Source organism: Paenibacillus macquariensis (assembly GCF_900156375.1).
Classification (GTDB): Bacteria; Bacillota; Bacilli; order Paenibacillales; family Paenibacillaceae; genus Paenibacillus_AQ; species Paenibacillus_AQ macquariensis.
The window spans coordinates 178,150-201,683 of sequence record NZ_FTNK01000002.1 but is presented as its reverse complement, the minus strand read 5'-3'; the positions used below and the strand labels follow the sequence as shown (position 1 = coordinate 201,683).

Here is a 23,534-nt window from a genome sequence, read left to right as displayed (position 1 = left end):
CATTCACTCGCCATCGGATGAATCAGGTTTTGATTTAGGTTTTATTTTAACAGAGGATAGATTTGTACCCTGAGGAATATCCAACAATGGGCTCTTTGACACACCGATCAGTTGAGACGTATAGATGCCTGTGTGACCAGAGAACAAATAACTTACCAAACATGCGATTAACATATATATAGCACCTTCTGATCCAAATAACTCGATTCCCATCAGAAAGCAAGCTAGAGGCGTGTTGGTTGCACCGCAAAAAACAGCAATGAAACCTAACGCAGCCAGAAAAGGTGCATACAGCTGAAGGACTCCTGCTAGTGAATTCCCTAATGTGGCACCTATCGCAAATAAGGGTGTCACTTCCCCACCTTGGAATCCTGCGCCTAACGTGACTGATGTGAAGAGAAGCTTACCAAGGAAAGCAAATGGTTGAACGTTATCCTCGAATGACTGCGATATAAGGGGTATACCTAACCCTAAGTAATCGTGTGATCCAATCAGATATACCATGAGGATAATGATGCCGCCCCCAATAGCACTTTTTAACATAGGATTAGGCATGATGGAAGCGAAGCTCTTTTTGAGAAAATGGGTTAACTCACTGAAGATCATGCTTACTAACCCAAAACACACAGCAGCAACCATTACTTTTAATACTACCATTAGCGTTAATGCTGGAATTTCACCCATATCATAATGAATGTGAGTAACTCCCCATACATCCATCGCCACGATATTTCCTACGAAACTCGCGACAAAACAAGGAATTAACGCATGAGATCGTATCATTCCTAAAGCGATCACTTCAATGGCGAAGACAGCTCCTGCGATAGGCGTTCCGAATATAGAACCAAATCCACCACTAATGCCGCACATCAATAGGATTTGCCGATCTATTGGTCCTACCTTTATCCATTTACCAAAGCTTTCTGCTAGGCCCCCACCCATCTGAACCGCTGTTCCTTCCCGCCCTGCTGATCCACCAAGTAAATGTGTTACTAATGTTCCAATTAGGACAAGCGGTGCCATACGTAAAGGGACTGATTCATATTCCCGCTCTTGGATTTGCTCAATAATCAGATTGTTGCCTTTGGTACTATTCATGCCATATTTATAATATAGGTAACTTACGAAGGCGCCTCCTAAAGGTAATAAGAACAACACCCACGGGTTTGCTAATCGAATATCGGTAACATATTCAAGACTTTCCAGAAATAAAGCCGATGCTGTACCTGATAATAACCCAACAACGCTTCCGTAGAAAATCCATTTGAGAAAAGAACGCATCAGCAACATATGAATAAATTGACCTGAGCCGTTTTGAACTATCTTCCGTATCCTATTCATTCTCGTAAGACCTACCCTCTCACGCCCATTAAGCTGTATTCCCGAAATTTTAGTTCATATAGAAAGGCTTGTCAATGAAATATGCCAGATAGATAAGTTGATTTTTCTATCTGTAATCATTATGATGATAGATAGGAACAAATAAGGGGGAATTGTCATGACAATGAAAGTAGAATTCTGGTCTGATATTGTATGTCCGTGGTGTTATATAGGAAAAAGAAGATTTGAGAAAGCATTATCTCAATTCGAACATGGTACAGAAGTTGAGGTGATCTGGCGTAGTTTCGAACTTGATCCTTCATCACCACGTCAAGGTGGCGATCTTGTTGCCGCTCTTTCTAAGAAGATGGGTAGATCGACTGATGAAGTGAAACAGATGATGGCACAAATCACTAATTTAGCAGCACAAGACGGACTTGAGTATCGATTCGATCTCGCGAAACCCGGAAATACACTTGATGCTCATCGACTCATTCATTTTGCTTCCGATCAGGGGCTTGTGGAGGAACTTAACGAATATCTATACCGTGCGTATTTTACAGAAGGCGTGCCTGTTAGTGACATCGAAGCGCTCATTCAAGTTGCTGTAAAGGCTGGCCTTGACGAGAATGCAACTCGCGAAATGTTAGCAAGTGACAAATATACTGACGATGTCCGATCAGATGAAGGTCGTGCGCATTCTTTGAATGTAAGCGGAGTTCCTTTTGTACTTGTAAATGACAAATATGCGATCTCTGGTGCACAATCAACTGAAGTGTTCCTTGATGCACTTCGTCAAGCATGGAATGAAGCACACCCGATTACCGTTATAGGTGGTACAGGAAATAGTTGCGATGATGGCAATTGCCTAATTTAACGAAAAACTGATTAGATCAATTCAGAAATGAGTGTCCCATAAATAACCTGATAATGGTTAGGGACGCTCGTTTTTTTTTCAATTATAAGCGTTCTCTATAATGCATAAGAGTCTCACCTAGTGTCGTGTCACTCTTCTTATTCCATATTACACTTCGCTCGAATGTTCCTTGTTGAAAAAAGTATGGGAACCGTATCTTAAACCAATCTTGCATAGGGAGATTCAATGCCTTCGACTTCTCAACCCACAACAATTCACCCTCCGGTGGAAATTCAAGTAATTCCCCTTCAAAGGATGTAACGAGATAGTTAAACACCATGTATCTTAACCCTGTTTCCGGATCACAGAACTCATCTAACCCTTTAAATATAATATCCTTCACGATCAGACCTGTCTCTTCTCTAACCTCTCGAATGGCTCCGTCCACAATACTCTCAGGGAAGTCTACCTTTCCTCCTGGAGCAATATACCCGGGAAATCCCATCCTATCGGGTCTATTCATGAGTAATACCTTATCTCCTTGCTCGATCATACACATCGTAAATAACTTATGATTGACTTCCGATGACATGTGCTCAACTCCAATATTTTTATAAATATCATAATAAACTTCTGAAATTCTTCTCATTTAAATACAAAGACAGTTTCATTGTATCATTCATAAATCCCTTTGAGGATACACCTACAAATAAATGTCATGATGAACACTCTATTATAAAAAGAGGAATTACAGGCGAATTTATGGAGATACTGAGCAAATACAATAAACTTACAAAGGGAATGAAATGATGGAACAAGAGATTACGCAAGTTACCCAATGGTTGAACACACACCTAGACCAACCCATCATCGTTAAAAAGGAAGAAGATGATGACATCGATCAAATTCACATCCAACTGTCTCAATTCGAATTTCGACAGACCGGAGAAGGTAGTGATCCTTACTTGGATAGTTCCATAATATTACAAGGAAAGGGAAGTACATTGAACAGTAATGGTGAACTAGTCTCACTACCGCAAGACACGTATGATATTACTACAACTGATTTGAAGATAATCAACTTGGTCAGCGAAGAAATAGAATTACATTCCGCAAGAGCTAAGTACACTATTTCTTCTGAATAGATTAATCCCAGTATCGTAAGGAAGCACGTCACTCATTGATCGACAAATAAGCTATCGAAGTTACGATAGCTTATTTGTACGTATAATGTACCAACTGAATGAATTCGGATTAAATATCCATGACATTTCTTTGTTATTCTTCACCGATAAATTTAACTTCTGTTTCCAAATCGACCCCAAATTTCTCTCTAACTGTCTCTTTAACATGAGCAACTAAAGCAATATAGTCACTTGCAGTAGCGTGATCTACATTTACGATAAACCCCGCATGTTTCGTGGATACTTCTGCGCCGCCGATGCGTACACCTTGTAAGCCACTCTCTTGAATCAATTGACCCGCAAACCGATTTGGTGGACGCTTAAAGACACTTCCACATGATGGATACTCTAATGGTTGTTTCGACTCACGTAAATGTGTTAGCTCATCCATCTTCTCTTTTATAGACGAATGATCACCAGGCTCGAGTGTGAATCTTGCTTGAAGTATCGTATATTCTCCACCAGCAAATACACTATGTCTATAACCCCACTTCATATCCTCTTTATGTAAGGTCAACAGTTGTCCAGTGGAATCCACGACAAGAGCATCTTGTAACACATCTGCAACTTCACCACCATATGCCCCAGCATTCATATACAGTGCTCCACCCACCGTACCTGGTATACCACATGCGAATTCCAGTCCAGTCAACTTATGCTGCAACGCAACTTGTGACACATGTATAATAGATGCCCCACTTTGGGCAGTCAACGTATGTTCAGAAAGTGTGATGTCCTGAAGACTGGTCATTTGAAGTACGATCCCTCGGATACCACCATCTCGAATAACTACATTTGATCCATTCCCAAGTGTTGTAATCCTTACATTATGATCGACTGCATATTTGATTATACTTTGAACTTCATCATAGGTAGAGGGTACAACACGAATATCCGCGTTACCTCCCATTTGAGTATATACGTAGCCTTTTAAAGTTTCATGACACTGAATGATCGCATTCGGTACAAGCTTCTGCAAATTATTAAAAACCTGACTGATGTCCATTTCTGCACTCCTCTTCCACGTTAATCAATTCATTTATCTGTGGTATATCTTATATTAACATAACATGAGAAATGACGTTTAACTGTATAAGCTATCATAGAAATGTGACAGTTATGCAGAACATGAACCAATTCTTACAATCCCTCAACTAAAGTGTATGTCAAAGTTGTGATCTCATATACGTTCGGTTTAATTATTAATCCTTATTATGGTAAACAAAAGAGGCTGTACTAGAAGGGTCTACTAATCCGACCTTCTAGTACAGCCTTACTTGATTTAATACTAGTTATGGAAATCTAGTCCGGATTGAACGGCTTTGACATACCCAGCTCGGATGACGAAATCACCGAAATGCTCGCCTACTTCACGTTCTTGTGCAAATTGATGGAGCATCGGTTCTAATATATTCAGAATTTCTTCTTCTCCGATATTCTCACGATAAATCTTGTTCAAGCGCTCACCTGCAAATCCAGCACCCAGGTACATATTATACTTACCTGGAGCCTTGCCCATGAATGCAATTTCTCCAAGTGCTGGACGAGCGCATCCGTTAGGACATCCCGTCATTCGAATGTTGATCGCCTCTTCGCTTAATCCAACTTTGCTTAAGATTAACTCGATCTTGTCTAATAGGGTTGGAAGATAACGCTCCGCTTCAGCCATAGCCATGCCACAAGTTGGGAAGGCTACACAAGAGAGGGCATTTCTGCGTAATGCGGAATGATGTTTACCATCTGTAAGACCATACTCCTTGATTAACTCTTCAATCTTACGTTTCTTCGCAGTCGTCACGTTCCCAATTACAAGGTTCTGATTCGGGCTAAGACGGAAATCGCCGGTATTAATCTTGGCTATTTCACGTAATCCTGTCATCAATGGATATCCTTCTTGATCTTCGATCCGACCACTTGGGATATAAAGCGTAAGATGCCATTTCCCGTTACTTCCTTTGATCCATCCATAACGATCCCCATTATGACTGAACTCATAAGGACGAGCTTCTTCGAGATTCCAACCTAGTCTAGTGTGTAGTTCATTAATGAACCATTCCATTCCATATCTGTCGATCGTGTATTTAAATCGTGCATATTTACGAACAGAACGATTCCCGTAATCCCGTTGGATCATAACTGTCTTCTCCGCAACATCGATGACCTGTTCAGGTGTACAGAACCCAATCACCCTTGCCAATTGTGGGTACGTTTGAGTATCACCATAGGTCATCCCCATACCTCCACCGACAGCAACGTTAAATCCCTTGAGTTTTCCTTCTTCATAAATAGCAATTAGGCCAAGATCTTGGGAAAATACATCCACATCGTTGGTAGGAGGAACAGTCACACCGATTTTGAACTTACGCGGTAAATAGACCTTACCGTAAATTGGCTCTTGCTCTGCTTCATCAGCATTACTATCCACGATCTTCTCACCATCAAGCCAGATCTCATGATAGGCATTAGTCTTCGGAGACAAGTGATCACTAATTCTTGTCGACCATTCAAATACTTCTGCATGAACCTCCGATTGATATGGATTCGGATTACACATAATGTTACGATTCACGTCACCACAAGCCGCTAGTGTCGTCAAGAGTGCATCGTTAATCGTGCGAATACTTTTCTTCAAGTTCCACTTCAGAATCCCGTGGAACTGAATCGCTTGGCGCGTGGTGATGCGTATAGATCCTGTAGTATACTCCCGAGCAAGTCGATCCATCGCCAACCATTGTTCAGATGTAAGGACACCTCCAGGTGCACGTATCCGGACCATGAATTGATACGCCGGCTCCAGCTTCTGACGATGGCGCTCATTACGCAAATCCCGATCATCTTGCATATAGCTGCCGTGAAATTTCATCAACCGATTCTCATCTTCAGACATCGACCCTGTGATCCCGTCTTTAAGTGCTTCTTCAAGTTCCCCACGTAGGTAACGGCTCCGTGTCTTAATGTCCTCTACGTCACTCGGCGGACCATCTTGCACCACTACTGATTTGTTGTGAGTCATTGTTGGTTAGCTCCTTTCACTTTCGTTCTCAAAGATCTTAATATACGTCACGTTGGTAGCGCTTCTGTTGTTGCATGTCATTCAGATAAGCTACGGCTTCTTCCGTGCTCTTGCCACCCTCTTGTTCAAGGATCGTGATCAAGGTGTTATGAACATCATGGGCCATGTGTTTCTCATCTCCACAAATATATACCGATGCCCCATCTTCCAACCATTGATAGAGTTCACGACTCTTTTCAAGCATACGATGCTGAACATATACTTTCTTATCCGTATCTCGTGAGAACGCAACATCCATGCGAGTTAGTACGCCATCTTTAACCCATCGTTGGAAATCAAGTTGATAAAGGAAATCTGTAAGTAAATGCTGATCTCCATAGAATAACCATGCTTTCCCTTCAGCACTTGACTCCTCTCTTTCCTCGAGAAAAGCCCGGAATGGCGCAACGCCAGTACCTGGTCCAATCATGATAATAGGTGTAACCGAATTCGTAGGTAATTTGAAATTAGGATTATGATGTATATACATCGATAATTGCTCACCCGGTTCTAATCGCTCCGCGCACTGTGTAGAGCAGACACCGTAACGTTCCCGTCCATGTGATTCATATTGAACCGTCCGAATTGTGAGATGCACTTCATCTGGTCTAGCTTTGGAACTACTAGCGATAGAATAAAGACGAGGAGGCATCTTCCGAAGGATCGATACGAACTCCTGAACAGTTCCCTTCCATGGAGAGAAATCCTGCACTAAATCTAACAAATCGCGTCCGTCTAGGTAATTCCGCAGTTCTACTTCATTTCCTGGTGCTACAAGCTCTTCCAATGCCTTGTTCGATGATAACTTCGCTGTCTGTTCTAGTAGCGGCTTGGTCAACACCGTGATTTCAAAGTTATTTAAAAGCGCATCGCGCAAACTCCGTGCTTCACCCTTTTTATTGACGGATACGAGTTCTTCAGAATTCCAGCCCATTTTCTCAATAAGTGACTCCACTAAAGCAAGGGAATTCTCTGGGTAGATCCCCACGCAATCGCCCGGTTCATACTGGAAGTTGGACCCTTCAAGAGATAGTTCTAGATGACGAGTCTCCCGATCAGATCCACGGCCATTAAGATTTAGATTCTCAAGTACTTCTGCTTTAAAAGGTACGGTTCTCGAATATGCTGATTGTTCTGCAACTATCTCAGTTCCATTCAGGGTAGTTCCTTGAACTACACCCGTGGATTCTAACGTCTTATTGAGGTTAGCTAATACATTTTCAATCCACTCCGCTGCCGAGTCATCATAATCTAAATCACAATCAACGCGTGGACTAAGGCGCTTACCACCTAGTTCCTCTAGACGCTTGTCGAAATCCTTACCTGTCTGACAATAGAACTCATAGGAACTATCTCCTAACGCCAAGACGGAGAACTGCAAGTCTTCTAATTGAGGTGCGCGTTTACTATGAAGGAATTCATAGAAAGGTATCGCGTTATCTGGTGGTGTTCCTTCCCCATGCGTACTTGCAACAATAAGTAGGTTTTGAACTTTCTTCAACGTATTGGATTTGAAATCACTCATTGAAGAAAGTGTAACTTGAAATCCTAGTTGTTCTAATTTGATAGACAGAGCCTTAGCTAAACCTTGGCTGTTTCCCGTCTGAGAACCGAATAACACTGTCACTTCCCGAGAAATCGCAACTGGACTATCGGTAGATATTACTGTAGTTACTTCTGTAGTCGTATGTAACGTAGTATTCGAATTTTGTGTAGCTGTAAAATATCCGCTTAGCCAAATCTGCTGAGTCTGTGTTAGTGTTGGCACAAGGCGATTAAGAAGTTCTACTTGCTCCTGACTAAATGGGCTATTCATGACCTGAAATTGCAACGTTATCCACCTCACTTAGGAATATAATCAATTATAAATCAGAGTATACACATAGTATTAATATATCACTTTAACCTACCATAATGTGATAACACGGTCAATGAAAAGACATATATCGCTAACACATTGAACGTATAATGACAAAAAAATAAATGCCATTATATGATAATAATAGCATTTAATATTTATTGTACTAACTTATATTTCATTATAGTTACAGGTCAATCATGAAGTCCAATAATAGTATTGCAATGAAATCATAAGTTTTCCTTATATAATGACGGGAATTTGTGTTAATATGCGAGAACTTTCATCTTCAGATAAGATGACAGGGTTATTTTCGCTACCATCACCCTTATCTCCCTTAACATTAATCTTAAATACATTGATTTCACGGAACAGTTTTTGCGAAATTTCATTAATTTGAATCGCTTGCTCAGCAATATTACTAATCGCACTATCCTGCTGAATACTCGAAGCGTTCACTTCCTGAACACCTGCTGCAGTCTCTTCAGCAATAGAAGCTACACAGTGAACAGATTCAGACAGTCTGGCATTGTTAGTCCGAGTCAAATCCACCTTATCGTGTATCTGCCCTATCTGCCGACTGATTTCTTCAATTGTATGATCAATGGCTTTAAAAGATGAAAGAGTCTGCGCTACTTGATGATCCTGTTGCTCTAGGCTCCCTTTCGTTTCAAGCATCGATTTCTGGAAGTCTACCATTCCAGCTTGCAAATCATTTACTATTTTCCCGATATGAACGGATGACTCTTTGGTTTGCACCGACAATTTCCTCACTTCATCGGCAATAACGGCAAATCCTTTACCATAAGCTCCGGCCTGTGCTGCCTCAATCGCCGCATTCAACGAAAGTAAATTGGTCTGGGTCGAAATCTCCGAAATCGTATGCGTAATTCTCGATATTTGCTTCGATTGCTCCATAAGCTCGATTAGAGAATCATACACCTTAACGATTGAATCACGGGAATGCTCAGATACTTTCTGTAGGTCTGTGACAGCTGCAAACCCTTTGCGAGTATTGTGATTAGCTGTTTCACTTGTTACTACCATGACATCGGTATATTCCGAAATTTCATTTACTCCACGTTCCAACTCCTGAATCAAGCTCGCACTATGCTCTGATTGCTCCGCTTGTTGCCCAGCCCCTACCGAAATTTCCTGAATGGTCTGCACAATATCTTGATTCGTATGTGCTGTAATAGCTGAAGATTGTTGGAAGGAATGTGAATAAGTTGCCAGTGAGGATGCTACGGACTGTGTTTGTTGCAGCATATCCCTAACTCTCATGACCATATGATCGAAATGATGACTCAGACGACCTAACTCATCGTTATATGGAGAATTGATTTGATATCGCAAATCTCCTTCTGAAATCTTGAGTAAAGCGGATTGCAGCCTATTTACGGGTACTAAGAAGGAACGAATAAGCACAACCGCTATAGCGCTCGTCAACAGAAATACGAACACCGCTGCATACGCAGCAATGGAAGAAGTATCATTTAATAAATTAAAGGAACGCTCTTCCGCCTTGATGGCATTCTCCGCTGCTGCCGCATACAATTTCCCATTCGTCTTAAGCATAGCATTATTAATAACAAGTGCGTCTGTATGTAGGCTGTCGATTTTCTCAAGGACCGTCAAAGGATCCATTTCTTCATTTTCTAACGTAGTGGTTAAATCAGCAACGTTTTCCTTATATTTATCAGCTTGAATTTTCAAGCGTTGTAAATCATTGAACGCTTCTGAATCCATGTTAAAACTCACTTTATTGATTTCCGTATAAAGCTGCTTTTGTGTTTCTATGAACGACTTAACATATTCAAGGTCACTAGATTGAGAGAGTGATGTTTCCACGCCATTTAATTCTTGAAGTAGCTGCGTGATCTCAGCAACAGTAATCCTTTTTTCCATCTCTTTTTTTTGCGTTTCCATTGAAATCTCAACCTGATTAATTTTAATATTTTGGTAAAATGCCACTCCCAGAAAAATAAGAGCAACCGCAGAGAAGCTAAGAATCAACTTCCATTTCATCGACAGGTGTAAGTTGCTTCCCTTCAAAAGTATCATCCTCCAATTGTCCTATTGATTTACACTAGGACTTTTATACTAGCATCTTGATTGTAGGAGATATGTATTAAAGGGAATGCAGAATTGTGTAAACGCAGTGTAAATCGTGTTAAGCGAACACTTAGCGTTTGAACGATAGAATTATACTAATCATTTTCAAAGGACTCTTCTGTAATACGTTAGCGTAGTCAGCATCACAATTAACAGCAGTGCCACAACACTTAATAATGTAATAAAGACAATGATATTAAAAAATCCTGCTATGACTGTAGAAAGTGTCAGTATTATAAGCATGACGACCATAGTAAATACAGAGGTTTTATATCCGATTAGCTGCTCCCGCTCATCATGTTCTTTAATGTATAACTTTTTCAGTGCATCAGCATTTTTTAAACACGATGCATATTTCGAAATAATATACAATAAAAACACCAACATACCTATAAAAACGCCCGTTTGAAATCCGAAAATAAAATCGGGAATGACAGGTAATCGATGTCTCATTATTTGTAATATCCCATTACTTAGCACCGTTATTCCCATTACAATGGCTAATAATTTAATTCTTAATTGTATTGTTGCTTTGAACTTCTCCATTTCACATCTCCTCCAATTGGCTGAAATCAAATACTTCCTCAATACTGAGCTGAAAATATTGTGCAATCTTATAGGCGAGGACTAACGATGCTGTGTACTTCTCACCTTCCAAGGAAGTAATGGTTTGCCGGGTCACCCCTACGGCTAATCCAAGCTCCTCCTGTGAAATCCGATGTAGCTTACGAAGTTCTTGAATTCTGGTTTTCACAAGATACCCTCCGATTTGCATAGTTTACTTTGCAAATTCAGTATAGCTTGCTTTGCAATTATTGTAAAGCCTACTTTGCATTTATATTATCATTTAATTTTATTTCGAATTCTTCAATATACACAACAATCAATAAACTTTAAATCATATTTAAAAGGCCGTTTTAAGGCGTTATCCTTGGATAACCTTCTTAAAAACGGCCTGAGACTCAATGTTCAGCCTGCTTTGCCCAATGACTATGATTTCCTTTAATTAAGAATTTACAGCCATCGGGTCCTTTATTGTATCTTTACTTATCGAATTCATCTGATCAAGATGAGCAAACATCACCTCGAGCATATTCAGTGCCATTTGTTGCTCATCTATCGGACGCTCTTGAACCAAATGTATGATCTTATGTATGAAGTGGCCTTCATTCATTTTAAGAGATTCGTGAAGTAATTCGTCTGCGGTTACCTCTAATTGATTAGCTAATTTGATCAGAGTTTCGAGCGTAAGGCTTCGCTCTCCTCGTTCAATCTGCCCTATATATGCATGAGATACATCGATCTTCTCTGCTAATCTTTCTTGAGTGAAATTATGTTTTAGTCGTTCTTTGCGTAATCGCGATCCTAATTGAATATAATCCATCTTGGTATCACCCTCCACCCTAAACAGTAGTGAAAGATTAATGTAAAATTAATATACTGTTAGTTCCATTTTGTTTACTGATAGTTTCATATGGTATATAATTACTTTATTGGATCAATATTTATTGTTTTGACACATCATCATGGAGTCTATTGGTTCAACCATGAAAGGAGAAAGAACAATGATCTGTCTTAAATGTAACTTTGATAACAACGATAGAGCCCAATTCTGTGATCGTTGCGGAATTCTATTATATGAATCTTTCAAAGCCCATCTTCGAAAGAATGCAGCAAGAACGGAAGACATCATACCTTCTATTCCAACTCAGAAGAACGATAGCAAATCAATGATTCTACTTATTTCATTATCGTGTATAGGGTTGATCTTATTTATTACTATCTTGTACGCACATTAAACCTAAGAGATTGAATTCTCAGCTATACCTTCCCAACACCACTGGTTTTCTCCATCCTCTTCTTTTATTGATCTCTCGGTGTTCCTCATTTCCCTATGCTTCCAATTGTACAAAGACATCACTACATTTATTATAACCCCCTCCGTCATCGTGTGATCTTCTAGATACTTCATTTATATTAATACCGCTGTAAAAGGAATCCAATTCATAACTATGGAATAAAGTGTGAGGTCGATCCGTATCTCCCTGCGGATCAACCTCACTATTTCCTGACTATTCGCTTCTTTTATGAATGCAGAGATTGTAATGATTACTAAGACGTTTCCACATATTTAGAATATGTAACAGGCCGTTCATAAGAATGGTCTCAGTACTGTATCAAATTCGCATCTTATCTGTTGTTATTGCCCTTTGCCCAGAAAATGCCAGAAGTTCTGATTCAACAGATCATCCAAATCTCTTTTTATTTCTTCTTCTGTAACATTCCATCCACTATAATGAAGCTTCTCGTATTTGTCTGCCAGCACCTTAGCGATAATTTTCCTCGAATGCTCCCATTTATAGATCAGTTGTTCAAAGACACGACAGTCAGAATGCTGCGGAATCATTGAAGTACCTAGAAGCTCTACCCGGAATCGTGTCATCTCCTCGACAATAGACTCGATGTGCAGAAACCACCAACATCCGAAAATCATCAAATTACGGAACTTACGTGCAAGCACTGTCAATTCATGCTGATTCTCTCTCGCCAGCATAGTGATTAGGAATTTCTGCTCTGGATAACGGCGACATAACGCTTCAACTGCCGATACATCAGATCTCATACTCATATCGCCTGCCAATCCGAGCAATGGGTTCACTTTTCTCCGAACGCCAATCATAAGTGCAAATGGGATGTTTTGCCCCTGACATACTGGAATCATAACCTCGTCAATCATTTTACTTCTGTGGTCTTCCGCTGGATATTCAAAATCACCCGGCATTGACACAGCAAGATAGAGGGCATCCATGCGAATGATCCATTCCGTCAGAAATCTACGCGTTTCCTCTATTGTCTGTTTAGACCACTCCATTTGAACATCATAACCAAGGTTTTGAAGCTCTTTCACAGCAACTGGCCAATCGTTTAACAGTGTATCCACACGAAGAGCCGCATAAAACCGAGGATCCTTTTTCCCGTTTCCTGACAACCATACTGAACGCTCGATGGAATCGAACGGGTCATTTGTCATGACGATTTTATCAATCCCCGCGATTTGCATCACGATATCTACTTGTTCATTAACCGAACGTTTCGCGAGTACTTGACGGTAGTCATCTAGGTTACGTGAACTTACGTCAAACCCAAGACGTGTGAGGATCGTAATGAACCCACTGGTCGCCTCACTTACCGGAGAATGGTCAAGGAAGAGGGTTTGCCATATCCAGTCCGCTTGCTCACGTTTGGTCATAGACCAGAAATGACTGTATTCTTCTTCAGACCACCTGATCGACTCTGAAATCAAATAATGATAAGTCAACAGTTCATCAATGCCCCACAAAAGCAATTCCCCAAATTCGGGCGCATATAAATGCGTATGCATATCGGTGACGGGCATGCTCATTGCCAAACGTTCCACAGTTTGTCGTAGATTAACCTTATTTACCTCTGTTTGAGTATTCACGTTCATTTCCCCTTCCTTTAATAGTTCCATTGATAGTGAAAGCTCCCTTCTTTATCAACACGCTCAAAAGTATGGGCCCCGAAATAATCGCGCTGAGCCTGAAGAAGATTCGCTGGGAGATGCTCTGTACGGTACGCATCAAAATAAGATAGAGCCGAAGCGAATGCTGGTGCAGAAATTCCATTTAGTGCTGCAACTGCAACGACTTCACGCCACGCTTGCTGATATTCATTCACAATATTTTTGAAATAATCATCTAAGAGAAGATTAGATAGGCTCGCATCGGAATCGAACGCATTTTTTATATTTTGAAGAAATTGAGCACGGATAATGCAACCTCCTCGGAATATCATCGAGATGTTGCCGTAATTTAACCCCCATCCGTAAGTGTCGGAAGCCATCTTCATTTGAGCAAATCCTTGGGCGTAGGAGCAGATTTTACTTGCATACAGCGCCTTACGAATTAACTCAATGAAATCCTTACGATTTCCGCTGATTTGTTTAATAGGCGGCTTATCAAACAACGTGGAAGCAAGCTTACGTTCTTCCCCCAGAGATGATAAATAACGCATGAAGACAGACTCCGTAATGACAGGCAACGGAACACTCAGATCCAGTGCATTTTGTGAGGCCCATTTGCCGGTACCTTTCTGTCCTGCAGAATCCTTGATGATATCAACCACTCTTTTTCCAGTGTCTCGATCGATCTTGGTAAATATGTCTTGCGTAATCTCAATCAAGTAGCTGTTAAGTTCACCCTCGTTCCATTCCTTGAAAATCTGATGAAGCTCCTCAGGCTCTGCCCCTATTACTTCTTTTAGCAAGTGGTATGCCTCGCAAATCAGCTGCATGTCTCCATATTCGATACCGTTGTGTATCATTTTGACATAATGCCCCGCGCCATCAGGACCGATATATGTGCAGCAAGGATCTCCCTCAACTTTGGCAGAAATAGCGGTTAAAAAAGGTTCAATAAATGCATATGTTTCTCGGGTTCCATCAGGCATGATAGCGGGTCCTTCCAATGCCCCCTGCTCACCTCCTGAGACACCTGCACCTACAAACTGAATGCCGTGTATCTCCAACTCACTTGCCCTCCGCTGTGTATCTATAAAGTATGAATTACCACCATCAATCAAAACATCTCCTTTTTCAAGTAGGGGTATAAGTTGTGCGATGGTATCATCAGTAGGCGTTCCAGCCTCTCCAAATTCAATGCAAGATTCTTCCCCATGACTGCAAGACCAATAACACCAATCTGTTGTTTATTCATTTAGCATCTCTCCTTATATGATAATAAAAGAAATTAATAACAACGTTGTTAAAAAACCTCAAATAATTCAATCAGCTAACTTACACCGATACCCAATAAATATGTAACCGCATACAGTACGATTCGTAGCAACCTCAAATATTCATAATTAACCACTATTATCTTTTCTTCTCCCAAGCAGTATCAGGATCGACATGAAAATCAAGGGTAAGTCCTACCGCTTTACTCATCAGGTTGTCGACCCTTATCCACACGGTCCAAGTAAATAAGAGAATGCTACAAGAAAGTATACAATGATAGCTATTAACTTAAGTGTTTATATACTTCACGATATACGGACTCAAGAGGAACCCCAAATGAACGTGCAGCTTGAGCCGCATCTTCAAATTCTGGCGATTGGCGAATGATCCTATCTCCTTCAATAGCCTGTTTCACTCGTATTGAACCGTAAGCAGTTTCTACCTGAATCCATTGACGTTCAAGCACCCTGCGCTTCCAATCGCTTCGTCTTACGCCGAAGGTCGATGTTTCCGCAAGAAGTGTCTCCTCACAACGATCGCTATTATCCGGGTGGCATAACACGCTAACGAGGATTCCAGGACGATTCTTTTTCATATAAACAGGGGTATGATACACGTCTAGAGCTCCAGCTTCGAACAGCTTTTCCATGGCATAACCGAGTATCTCTCCCGTTGAATCATCCACCTGAGCCTCTAATACAACAATGGTCTCTTCAAATTTCTTCGTGTGCTCTTGCTCAAAAAGAATTGCTCTTAACACGTTGGGATGGTCGAAATTTTTGGTACCTGCGCCATATCCGATCCTATCCATTGTCCCCGCAGGCAATGTACCAAACTCAGATGCCAACGCCTTTACAATCCCCGCACCTGTTGGTGTGGTCAGCTCCCCTTGGGCAGTAAATGAAGACAACGGTACTCCTCGAAGTAACTCCGCCGTAGCAGGAGCAGGTATCGGATATAACCCATGAGCCATACGAAGCCTCCCTGTTCCTGTTGGTACTGGCGAAACGATTATCTTGGAAACATCGAGACTCTCAAGTGCTAAGCAAACCCCAATGACGTCTAAAATAGAATCCATTGCTCCCACTTCGTGAAAATGAACCTCTGCTGGATCCATCCCATGAATCTTTCCTTCTGCTTCAGCAATCAAATGAAAAATCGACAAACTTCTCTCTTTGACACGTCCTGGTAGATTTGAACAATCTATCATCCGTATAATATCGGAAGCTTTCCTATGCTCATGTGAGTGCCCACTAGCCTCTTCGTGCGTATGTGATTCATGACCATGGTCATGATCGTGATGATGCTCATGGTGATGGCTATGAACATGAGCGTGGTCGTGATCGTGGCTATGATCATGGTCGTGATGGTGGTCATGGTGATGGTCATCGTGATGGCTATGATCATGGTCATGGCCGTGATGATGCTCATCAAAGCTCAGTTTCAACCATTTCGCCGTAATACCTCTCCGATCAACCTCTATAAATTCCATCGTGAATGGATCAATCGGCAGTTCAGTTAAATGGCTCACAATATATTCTTGATCAGCACCCAAGTCCACTAATGCTGAAAGAGCCATATCACCTGCAATGCCTGAAATACAATCCAAATAGATCGTTCTCATTATTAAATGCCCTCCGATACCAATTGTAATATCATCGCTGCTTGAAATCCTGCCCCGAAGCCATTATCAATGTTGACTACCGTAACACCGGCTGCGCAAGAAGTCATCATGGCAAGAAGTGTTGTAATTCCCTGTAAATTAGCTCCGTATCCCACTGAGGTAGGTACAGCGATAACTGGTCTACGCACGAGCCCTCCAACCACGCTGACTAAGGCGCCTTCCATGCCTGCGACAGCAATCACAACAGATGCTTCCCTGATGCGGTCCTTTTGGCTAAGTAACCGCTCGATTCCAGCTACCCCGACATCATAGATTCGATCAACCTCGCAACCCATCCATTCAGCTGTCCTTGCTGCTTCCTCTGCCACTGGGATATCCGAAGTCCCTGCGGTTAGGACAGCCACCTTCCCTAGAAGATTCCGTGTTGGTTTACCCAAAGAAATGAGACGAGAAACTTCATCATACTCCGCCTCCGGGTATGTTGCATTCACTCGCTTTGCCATTTCGGGCGTAGCGCGTGTTACCAGGGCTCTCCCATGAACTTCCACAAGCCGAGAGAAGATCGTGTCCACTTGGTCCACTGTCTTCCCCATACCGAACACAACCTCTGGATGTCCTGTCCGCTCATTTCTACCCACATCTAGTTTGCAGAAGCCAAGATCCTCGAACTCATTCATTGGTCATCCCTCCACGCACAAGCAATTTATTCATACTGCCACTACGATAACCAGTAAGATCCATTGCCACATAGATGAAACCAAACTCTTTCAGTTTGTCTGAAATGAGCGATGCCTGACCAATCAGTTGCTCCATTGCTTCTGATTCAACTTCGATTCGGGCGATATCACCATGACTTCGTACCCTCACTTGGCCGAATCCAAGTGAGCGGATATAGCGTTCGGATTCTCCGACACGTCCAAGCTTCTCGATAGTAATGGTCTCGCCATATGCGATTCGGGAGGAAAGACAAGCAAATGAGGGTTTATCCCAAGTTGCGAGTCCGTGTTCACGGGATAAATCACGTATTTCTCCTTTATATAGATCCGCTTCCTGTAGCGGCCCCCGCACACCTCGTTCCTTGGCTGCTTGAACTCCTGGTCTATGCTCATTCATGTCATCAGCAATGAGTCCATATACGATATGCCGATAATGCCCTTCCTTAATGAACGGCTCCAAATGTTCGAACAGGCTTTTTTTGCAGAAATAGCAGCGATTTGCTGTATTTTCTTTATAACCTGGAATATTTAGTTCGGATGTCTCTATTACCTTATGATCAGCCCCGAGATGTTTCGCTAGCTTAATCGCTTCCTCCAACTCTTCCGTAGGATATGTTTCTGAGTCAGCAGTGACAGCCAACACATTCTCACTTCCGAGTGTCTTTAATGCGACATCAAGAAGAAAAGTACTGTCTACGCCCCCTGAGAACGCCACGACTACAGATTCCATTTCTAATAGAATCGCTTGCAACTTACTATATTTATCATGCATGATATTAGCCCTCCATCAGTTAAAGTAATTCATCAGTTGTATGCTGGAGCATCGTAATTTCCCTCATTGGCTCTTTCAATCGATCATATAAGTTTAAATAGAATGGAAGTAACTTTTGGTAAATCTTATGGTTTGTTGCATTAGGTTCGTAAATACTGCCATTCAATTTCTTCCACCTGAGTAGCGGTCCTTCGCAACCTTCCATGGCATATAGTCCAAGCTGAGCAGCTCCAAGTCCTGAACTTTCTACTGATTCAGGTACGCGAACAGGCACGCCTAACATATCAGCCAGCATCTGGCACCAAATGGTAGAACGAGCAAAACCTCCGGATGCTCTAACTTCCCTAGGCTTTCCGCCTGCATGTTTCATTAAAGAAACAATAGCCGTAATTTGAAATAGGACACCTTCCATTGCTGCGCGAAGCATATCCGACTCCGTATGTGCAAGTGTCAGTCCGAACATGACTCCCTTCGCATGCGTGTCCCAGAAAGGAGCTCTCTCTCCTGATAAGAGCGGTAGAAAGAGAATACCGTTCGCTCCTGGGGGTACAGCTGCAGCTAAAGGAAGTACCTCTTCTATCGTTCTTCCAGCGTAGAAGCGGTCTGAAATCCAACTAGCAACGATAGCTCCGTTGTTGGTAGCTCCACCTACAACCCACTGATCTTTCGTCAATGCGTAGCAGAACAACTTCCCTTCTGGATCGAAGGTTGGTTGATTAACCGTCGTCCGTACAGCACCACTCGTTCCAATCGTTACCGCAAACACATCTTCCTCGACCGCTCCAATACCGAGATTGGCCAGTACCCCATCTTGCGCCCCGATAATAAATGGCGTGTGCATTCCAAGACCCATATGCTCAGCAGCTACCTTGTTCAACCCTTCGATGCGTTCCGTGGTCGGAACTAATCGAGGTAACTGATCTTCACGGATACCTGCCAGTAGCAAAGCTTCAGCGTCCCATGATAACGTTCTCAAATTGAATAGTCCGGTAGCGCTCGCCATAGAATGATCCAAAATCAAAATCCCGAATAACTTATTCAAAATATATTCTTTTATCCCGACGAAATGTTGTGCAGCGTAGAATAACTCTGGACGTTCTTCCCTCATCCAAATCAACTTAACAAGTGGTGACATCGGGTGAATCGGTGTTCCCGTTCGTAAATATACAGACAATCCAGTATCATCTTTCAATAATTGCTCCGCCTGCGCCGCACTGCGCTGATCTGCCCAAGTGATGCTTGGGGTAAGCGGCTGCCCGCTCCCGTCAAGTAGAATTAAGCTATGATTAGCTGAACTGAAGGAAACACACAATATGTCTTCAGCCAGGAAGTCGCCCTTCTTTATGACATTGGCCACGCAATTTAATACGGCCTCATATATGACATCAGGATCTTGTTCAGCATAGCCAGGAAACGGTGTATGCAATGGATATTCAATCGAATGGCTACCAAGGATATTCCCGGACTGATTCACTGCGAGCGTCTTCGCGCTCGTCGTTCCGATATCAATCGCTATTACTATTTTTACATTCTCACTCATTTAGGTAAGTATCCTTCCTCGTCAAATTCCCACTCATAAGGTCCTTCCAAAATTTCAATGCGTGGATTTCTTCTAGCTTCCTCAAGGAGCGCTTCGGAAATTTCAATGGTACCAAGATGAAGCGTGTCACGAATGCGAATCAGTTTGCACTGTGTATAATCTAAAATGTTACAGGTTTTGATCGCAGCTTTGATAGCATCACGATCATCCGCAAGCGTTGTTGCCTGTTTCGTAGGTGCACACACCGTTGATGTTAGCCCATTGGCATAAGTGCTAGGCCAATCCGTCTTACTAACTAAGCGACTCGTTGTGAAATCGGCTGTGCCAACACCATTGGCATTACCCTCAGATTCTGGTGTCAGATCGAGGACAACCATCTTATTTACCTCAGGTCCCCCATGTGCATACGGTGTCGGATATCTACCCGTGATATTCGGATCGGCTCCATCTCCACTTATGTTCTTACCGATGTAATCAATAACAAGTACATCAAGCTCAGAGAATAGAATTTGTGGCAACCGACTCTTTGCCTCAACAAGTAGTTCCTTCTCTCTTGCCTCCATAATATCTGTTCCGAGAACCTCTATGCGACAGATTTGGTCGTACGCATTCTCCACGATCGCCACTCCATATACAATCGGAAGCTTGGCGATCATCACTCGAGCCATAGCGGGTACGTTCTCAGCCATATATTTAAATCCGAGCTGATGACAAGCCTCAGCACCCTTCTGCTTACCTAGTCCGATAGAGATCATCTTAAACATTCCGCTTTCAATCTCACCTCGAAAAGCAGTATGCGGCTTGATTCGGTTAATGACGATAATGGCGTCAGCCTCCGTAGCTGCGATTTTGTCGCAATAAACTGGCAACCCATTCGGTAGACGATCCAGCTCAACAACCTCCATCGATGATCGAACCGGACAGTTCATCCGTTTCTCGTCGATGCCAAGAAGGGCAAGCACCTCCGTCTGCCCTTCTGCCGTCGCTCCCCCATGACTTCCCATGCAAGGTACAATGAAGGGCTCCGCACCAATCCTCTTTAGTTCGTCGATAACGGTCTTGGTCAGCTCATCAATTCTAGAAATCCCACGGCTTCCGACAGCTACTGCAACCTTCTGTCCAGCAACAATCCCCGACTTTGATTCTGCAGACCGCAATCTCTTAATCAATTCTCCAATCGGATCTTCTAGTATCGTGTCGTCAAACGACTGTCGAATCTTTACTAACTTCGGAATTGGGATGTTCTCGACTAGCTTTCTGAGTATGTCGCTCATATTGTCATCGCTCCAAATCCACCATCTACCCTGAGTAAAGTACCGGTTACAAATGAAGAAGCTTTTGATGAAGCCAAGTAGACTACCGCTCCCTTAAGCTCTTCTGGATCACCGAAACGATTCATTGGGGTATGTTGCATGATTGATTCTATTCTGTCAGGTGATAGGATTTTTTTGTTTTGTTCAGCAGGGAAAAATCCTGGAATGATTGCGTTAACCCTTACTCTGTCTGGTGCAAATTCACGAGCTAGAAACTGAGTAACACTATTGACTCCTGATTTCGATGCTGAGTAAGTAAACACTCGAGACAACGGTGGTGCAGAAGATACAGAGGATATATTAATAATTGAACCACCATTACACTGCTCAATCATCTTTTTACCAAACACTTGACATGCAAGTACTACGCTCTTAAGGTTAACATCCATGATTCGGTCCCATTCATCCATTTCCAAATCGAAAAACGGTGTTGGACTGTTCGTACCCGAGGCATTAACAAGGGTGTCTACTCGACCTCCCCATAACAACACATGGTTCAATACGGACTCTAGCTCGTCTTTCTTTGTCGCATCAGCCTCAAAAATAGCCGCTTCGCCGCCGTTTCTTTCAATTTTCTCACGTACTAATCTGGCTTTCTCCATGTCTCGACCAATGATGGCTACCTTTGATCCTGCTTCGGCAAGCGCAGCTGCCATGGCACTGCCCAGAACACCATTACCTCCGATAACAACTGATACGGTATCTTGTAGATTAAACATTAGAAAACCACCTCTGCTCCAAATTAACAACGTTGTTATTTTTATAATATCCCAATATACTTATATTGTCTACTCGAAATTAAGGCGCTTTCATTTAAGAAATAAATATACTATGATAGATGAATCATTTATGAAACTACTCGCAAATATTTCTCACGGAGGCCCACTATGGTAACGATCAAAGATATCGCAGAGCGAGCAGGTGTTAGCTTCTCCACTGTCTCTAAGGCACTCAGAGATAGCCCGCTCGTACAACACAAAACAAAACAACATATCCTTTCAATTGCTAAAGATATGGATTACCAACCCAACATCGCAGCTCGAAATCTCGTCTCTAAGAAAAGCGGAGCTATTGGCATCGTATGGCCATCCATCGAACGTGTTGCTCTTTCTTCCCTTATAACAAAGCTTAGCGAGGAACTTGAGAAACAAGGATATATCACGATATTATTGATTAACAATATAGAATCCTCGATTGAAACCTTACGTCGCTACCAAGTGGACGCCATTCTTATCTTTGGAGACAGGGATAGTAATGCGAGCTATAACAACTTAAATCAGATGAAAATACCCATTCTAACCTATGGTGCTGCAGGCTATACACCATACTCCACAGTTGACGTTAATCGAGGCCAAGCCATTCGTCTAGCTGTTCGTCATCTGGTGGGATTGGGTCATAGAGATATTGCATATATAGGCAAACCTCAGTCGCATGATCCTTTACAAACCGTTAAAATAGAAGCATTTCGGGACGAGACCATACGTCAAGGCCTGCACATGCAGGACGACCCCATTATTCAAATGAAAGGATTAGAATTCCACGACGGATACATAGCCGGACGCACGATACTGGAACGATCAACACGTCCGACTGCAGTCATCAGCGGCGGTATAGATTTGACTCGAGGAATCCTTCGAGCCGTAAGTGAACATGGTCTTACCATACCCCATGATATGTCTGTCGTCAGCTACGACAATCTCCCCCAAATGGAAGACCTAGAAATACCGATGACGATGGTTGGTGTTGCCATATCCACAATGACAACTGCCATTGTCGAAACCATTCTTGAACTTATTAAAGATCCAAATTCGATTAGAACCGTCCACTTAGAACCAGAACTGGTTGTACGTGCCTCCACCACATACGAAAACTCTCTTTCCTAATATAAATATGAAAAGGTAATTCTCCGCATTACACGATAAGAATTACCTTTTCATATATTAATTGATTACTATGTTCACTGTCCGCCAACACTAACGATAACTATCCTACAAATGACTTTTTATTTGATCAATAATATCTTGATATTCTTCCTTAGTGAGCTGCTTATTTGCAGAAGGATTCATCTCAAACATAGTTCCCCACTCAGGTCCATTTTTTTGTTTAGGTACAATATGAAAATGAACATGAGGCATGTTATCTCCAAACGCACCATAATTTATCTTGTCCGCTGAGAAGGCTTGCTCTACTGCACGTGCCACTTGTGCAACATCTCTCATGTAGTCATCTTGTACTTCTTGAGATAGATGGAATAATTCCTTCTGATGTTCATTCAGCGCTACAACACATCTTCCTTTATACGTCTGTTCTCTAAATAACAACACCCTCGAAACCCGAAGCTTATCTATTTCTATCATGAGATTCTCTAACCTACCATCATCAGCACAGTAAATACAATCCTGAACCACTCCCTCACACTCCCTATTTA

General features: G+C 42.1%; 20 protein-coding genes and 1 pseudogene. 3 read left to right on the top strand and 18 right to left on the bottom strand.

What is annotated here, in order from left to right; genetic code table 11:
- Positions 1-3 precede the first annotated feature (3 nt).
- Complete coding sequence (locus BW961_RS03875; RefSeq protein ID WP_068580917.1) at positions 4-1,341, bottom strand: voltage-gated chloride channel family protein; 1,338 nt, start codon at positions 1,339-1,341, stop codon at positions 4-6.
- A 157-nt stretch (positions 1,342-1,498) separates the two neighbouring features.
- Between BW961_RS03875 and BW961_RS03870 the strand changes: the two genes are divergently transcribed.
- A complete protein-coding gene (locus tag BW961_RS03870; protein WP_082867349.1) occupies positions 1,499-2,197 on the top strand; it encodes a DsbA family oxidoreductase in 699 nt (232 codons plus the stop codon).
- 82 nt (positions 2,198-2,279) lie between these two features.
- Here the strand turns inward: BW961_RS03870 and BW961_RS03865 are convergent, their stop codons facing one another.
- Positions 2,280-2,768, bottom strand: a complete 489-nt coding sequence (locus tag BW961_RS03865) for an 8-oxo-dGTP diphosphatase (RefSeq protein WP_068580915.1) — start codon at positions 2,766-2,768, stop codon at positions 2,280-2,282.
- 214 nt (positions 2,769-2,982) lie between these two features.
- Here BW961_RS03865 and ymzB point away from each other — a divergent pair, with 214 nt between their 5' ends.
- Positions 2,983-3,321: a protein YmzB gene (ymzB, locus tag BW961_RS03855; protein WP_139331530.1), complete on the top strand. Its 339-nt coding sequence runs from the start codon at positions 2,983-2,985 to the stop codon at positions 3,319-3,321.
- Positions 3,322-3,454: 133 nt separating this feature from the next.
- Here ymzB and murB read toward each other — a convergent pair whose 3' ends face one another.
- The 15 genes and pseudogenes from murB to BW961_RS03775 all read right to left on the bottom strand — a co-directional run bounded on the left by murB (position 3,455) and on the right by BW961_RS03775 (position 21,825).
- Positions 3,455-4,366, bottom strand: a complete 912-nt coding sequence (gene murB / locus BW961_RS03850; RefSeq protein WP_068580905.1) for a UDP-N-acetylmuramate dehydrogenase — start codon at positions 4,364-4,366, stop codon at positions 3,455-3,457.
- Between the two features lie 282 nt (positions 4,367-4,648).
- Complete coding sequence (gene cysI / locus BW961_RS03845; RefSeq protein ID WP_068580904.1) at positions 4,649-6,373, bottom strand: assimilatory sulfite reductase (NADPH) hemoprotein subunit; 1,725 nt, start codon at positions 6,371-6,373, stop codon at positions 4,649-4,651.
- 37 nt (positions 6,374-6,410) lie between these two features.
- Positions 6,411-8,243, bottom strand: a complete 1,833-nt coding sequence (locus BW961_RS03840) for an assimilatory sulfite reductase (NADPH) flavoprotein subunit (protein WP_068580900.1) — start codon at positions 8,241-8,243, stop codon at positions 6,411-6,413.
- A gap of 270 nt (positions 8,244-8,513) precedes the next feature.
- Positions 8,514-10,325, bottom strand: coding sequence for a methyl-accepting chemotaxis protein (locus BW961_RS03835; protein WP_068580898.1), 1,812 nt, complete (start codon positions 10,323-10,325; stop codon positions 8,514-8,516).
- Positions 10,326-10,490: 165 nt separating this feature from the next.
- Entirely contained in the window at positions 10,491-10,931 is a 441-nt protein-coding gene (locus BW961_RS03830; protein ID WP_068580895.1) for a hypothetical protein, read from the bottom strand.
- A gap of 1 nt (position 10,932) precedes the next feature.
- A complete protein-coding gene (locus BW961_RS03825) occupies positions 10,933-11,139 on the bottom strand; it encodes a helix-turn-helix transcriptional regulator (protein WP_068580892.1) in 207 nt (68 codons plus the stop codon).
- Between the two features lie 252 nt (positions 11,140-11,391).
- On the bottom strand, positions 11,392-11,769 hold the full coding sequence (locus tag BW961_RS03820) for a helix-turn-helix domain-containing protein (RefSeq protein ID WP_068580890.1): 378 nt from the start codon (positions 11,767-11,769) through the stop codon (positions 11,392-11,394).
- A gap of 816 nt (positions 11,770-12,585) precedes the next feature.
- The gene (locus BW961_RS03810; protein ID WP_068581867.1) at positions 12,586-13,854 is read right to left on the bottom strand and encodes a hypothetical protein; all 1,269 of its coding nucleotides are present in this window, start codon (positions 13,852-13,854) and stop codon (positions 12,586-12,588) included.
- A gap of 11 nt (positions 13,855-13,865) precedes the next feature.
- A pseudogene (gene gndA / locus BW961_RS03805) lies at positions 13,866-15,121 on the bottom strand (NADP-dependent phosphogluconate dehydrogenase).
- 303 nt (positions 15,122-15,424) lie between these two features.
- Positions 15,425-16,765 (bottom strand): nickel pincer cofactor biosynthesis protein LarC, encoded by a 1,341-nt coding sequence (gene larC / locus BW961_RS03800; RefSeq protein WP_068580884.1) that lies wholly within the window; start codon positions 16,763-16,765, stop codon positions 15,425-15,427.
- Between the two features lie 2 nt (positions 16,766-16,767).
- On the bottom strand, positions 16,768-17,442 hold the full coding sequence (gene larB, locus BW961_RS03795) for a nickel pincer cofactor biosynthesis protein LarB (protein WP_068580882.1): 675 nt from the start codon (positions 17,440-17,442) through the stop codon (positions 16,768-16,770).
- Positions 17,435-18,253, bottom strand: coding sequence for an ATP-dependent sacrificial sulfur transferase LarE (gene larE / locus BW961_RS03790; RefSeq protein WP_068580879.1), 819 nt, complete (start codon positions 18,251-18,253; stop codon positions 17,435-17,437). Before larE ends, larB begins: the two co-directional genes overlap by 8 nt.
- Positions 18,254-18,272: 19 nt before the next feature.
- Positions 18,273-19,793: a gluconokinase gene (locus BW961_RS03785; protein WP_068580875.1), complete on the bottom strand. Its 1,521-nt coding sequence runs from the start codon at positions 19,791-19,793 to the stop codon at positions 18,273-18,275.
- On the bottom strand, positions 19,790-21,067 hold the full coding sequence (locus BW961_RS03780) for a nickel pincer cofactor-dependent isomerase, group 22 (protein WP_068580873.1): 1,278 nt from the start codon (positions 21,065-21,067) through the stop codon (positions 19,790-19,792). The genes BW961_RS03785 and BW961_RS03780 overlap by 4 nt, the downstream gene beginning before the upstream one ends.
- Entirely contained in the window at positions 21,064-21,825 is a 762-nt protein-coding gene (locus BW961_RS03775; protein ID WP_068580869.1) for an SDR family oxidoreductase, read from the bottom strand. Before BW961_RS03775 ends, BW961_RS03780 begins: the two co-directional genes overlap by 4 nt.
- 168 nt (positions 21,826-21,993) lie before the next feature.
- On the opposite strand from BW961_RS03775, the gene BW961_RS03770 reads away from it, so the two are divergent.
- The gene (locus tag BW961_RS03770; protein WP_068580866.1) at positions 21,994-22,989 is read left to right on the top strand and encodes a LacI family DNA-binding transcriptional regulator; all 996 of its coding nucleotides are present in this window, start codon (positions 21,994-21,996) and stop codon (positions 22,987-22,989) included.
- Positions 22,990-23,094: 105 nt separating this feature from the next.
- Here BW961_RS03770 and BW961_RS03765 read toward each other — a convergent pair whose 3' ends face one another.
- Entirely contained in the window at positions 23,095-23,514 is a 420-nt protein-coding gene (locus BW961_RS03765; RefSeq protein ID WP_211269750.1) for an HIT family protein, read from the bottom strand.
- Positions 23,515-23,534 lie beyond the last annotated feature (20 nt).

Excerpts from the sequence above, each read along its gene's own strand:
- BW961_RS03875 (WP_068580917.1), bottom strand. The coding sequence starts at position 1,341 with ATGAATAGGATACGGAAGATAGTTCAAAACGGCTCAGGTCAATTTATT.
- BW961_RS03870 (WP_082867349.1), top strand. The coding sequence starts at position 1,499 with ATGACAATGAAAGTAGAATTCTGGTCTGATATTGTATGTCCGTGGTGT.
- BW961_RS03865 (WP_068580915.1), bottom strand. The coding sequence starts at position 2,768 with ATGTCATCGGAAGTCAATCATAAGTTATTTACGATGTGTATGATCGAG.
- ymzB (WP_139331530.1), top strand. The coding sequence starts at position 2,983 with ATGATGGAACAAGAGATTACGCAAGTTACCCAATGGTTGAACACACAC.
- murB (WP_068580905.1), bottom strand. The coding sequence starts at position 4,366 with ATGGACATCAGTCAGGTTTTTAATAATTTGCAGAAGCTTGTACCGAAT.
- cysI (WP_068580904.1), bottom strand. The coding sequence starts at position 6,373 with ATGACTCACAACAAATCAGTAGTGGTGCAAGATGGTCCGCCGAGTGAC.
- BW961_RS03830 (WP_068580895.1), bottom strand. The coding sequence starts at position 10,931 with ATGGAGAAGTTCAAAGCAACAATACAATTAAGAATTAAATTATTAGCC.
- BW961_RS03820 (WP_068580890.1), bottom strand. The coding sequence starts at position 11,769 with ATGGATTATATTCAATTAGGATCGCGATTACGCAAAGAACGACTAAAA.
- BW961_RS03810 (WP_068581867.1), bottom strand. The coding sequence starts at position 13,854 with ATGAACGTGAATACTCAAACAGAGGTAAATAAGGTTAATCTACGACAA.
- larC (WP_068580884.1), bottom strand. The coding sequence starts at position 16,765 with ATGAGAACGATCTATTTGGATTGTATTTCAGGCATTGCAGGTGATATG.
- larB (WP_068580882.1), bottom strand. The coding sequence starts at position 17,442 with ATGAATGAGTTCGAGGATCTTGGCTTCTGCAAACTAGATGTGGGTAGA.
- larE (WP_068580879.1), bottom strand. The coding sequence starts at position 18,253 with ATGCATGATAAATATAGTAAGTTGCAAGCGATTCTATTAGAAATGGAA.
- BW961_RS03785 (WP_068580875.1), bottom strand. The coding sequence starts at position 19,793 with ATGAGTGAGAATGTAAAAATAGTAATAGCGATTGATATCGGAACGACG.
- BW961_RS03780 (WP_068580873.1), bottom strand. The coding sequence starts at position 21,067 with ATGAGCGACATACTCAGAAAGCTAGTCGAGAACATCCCAATTCCGAAG.
- BW961_RS03775 (WP_068580869.1), bottom strand. The coding sequence starts at position 21,825 with ATGTTTAATCTACAAGATACCGTATCAGTTGTTATCGGAGGTAATGGT.
- BW961_RS03770 (WP_068580866.1), top strand. The coding sequence starts at position 21,994 with ATGGTAACGATCAAAGATATCGCAGAGCGAGCAGGTGTTAGCTTCTCC.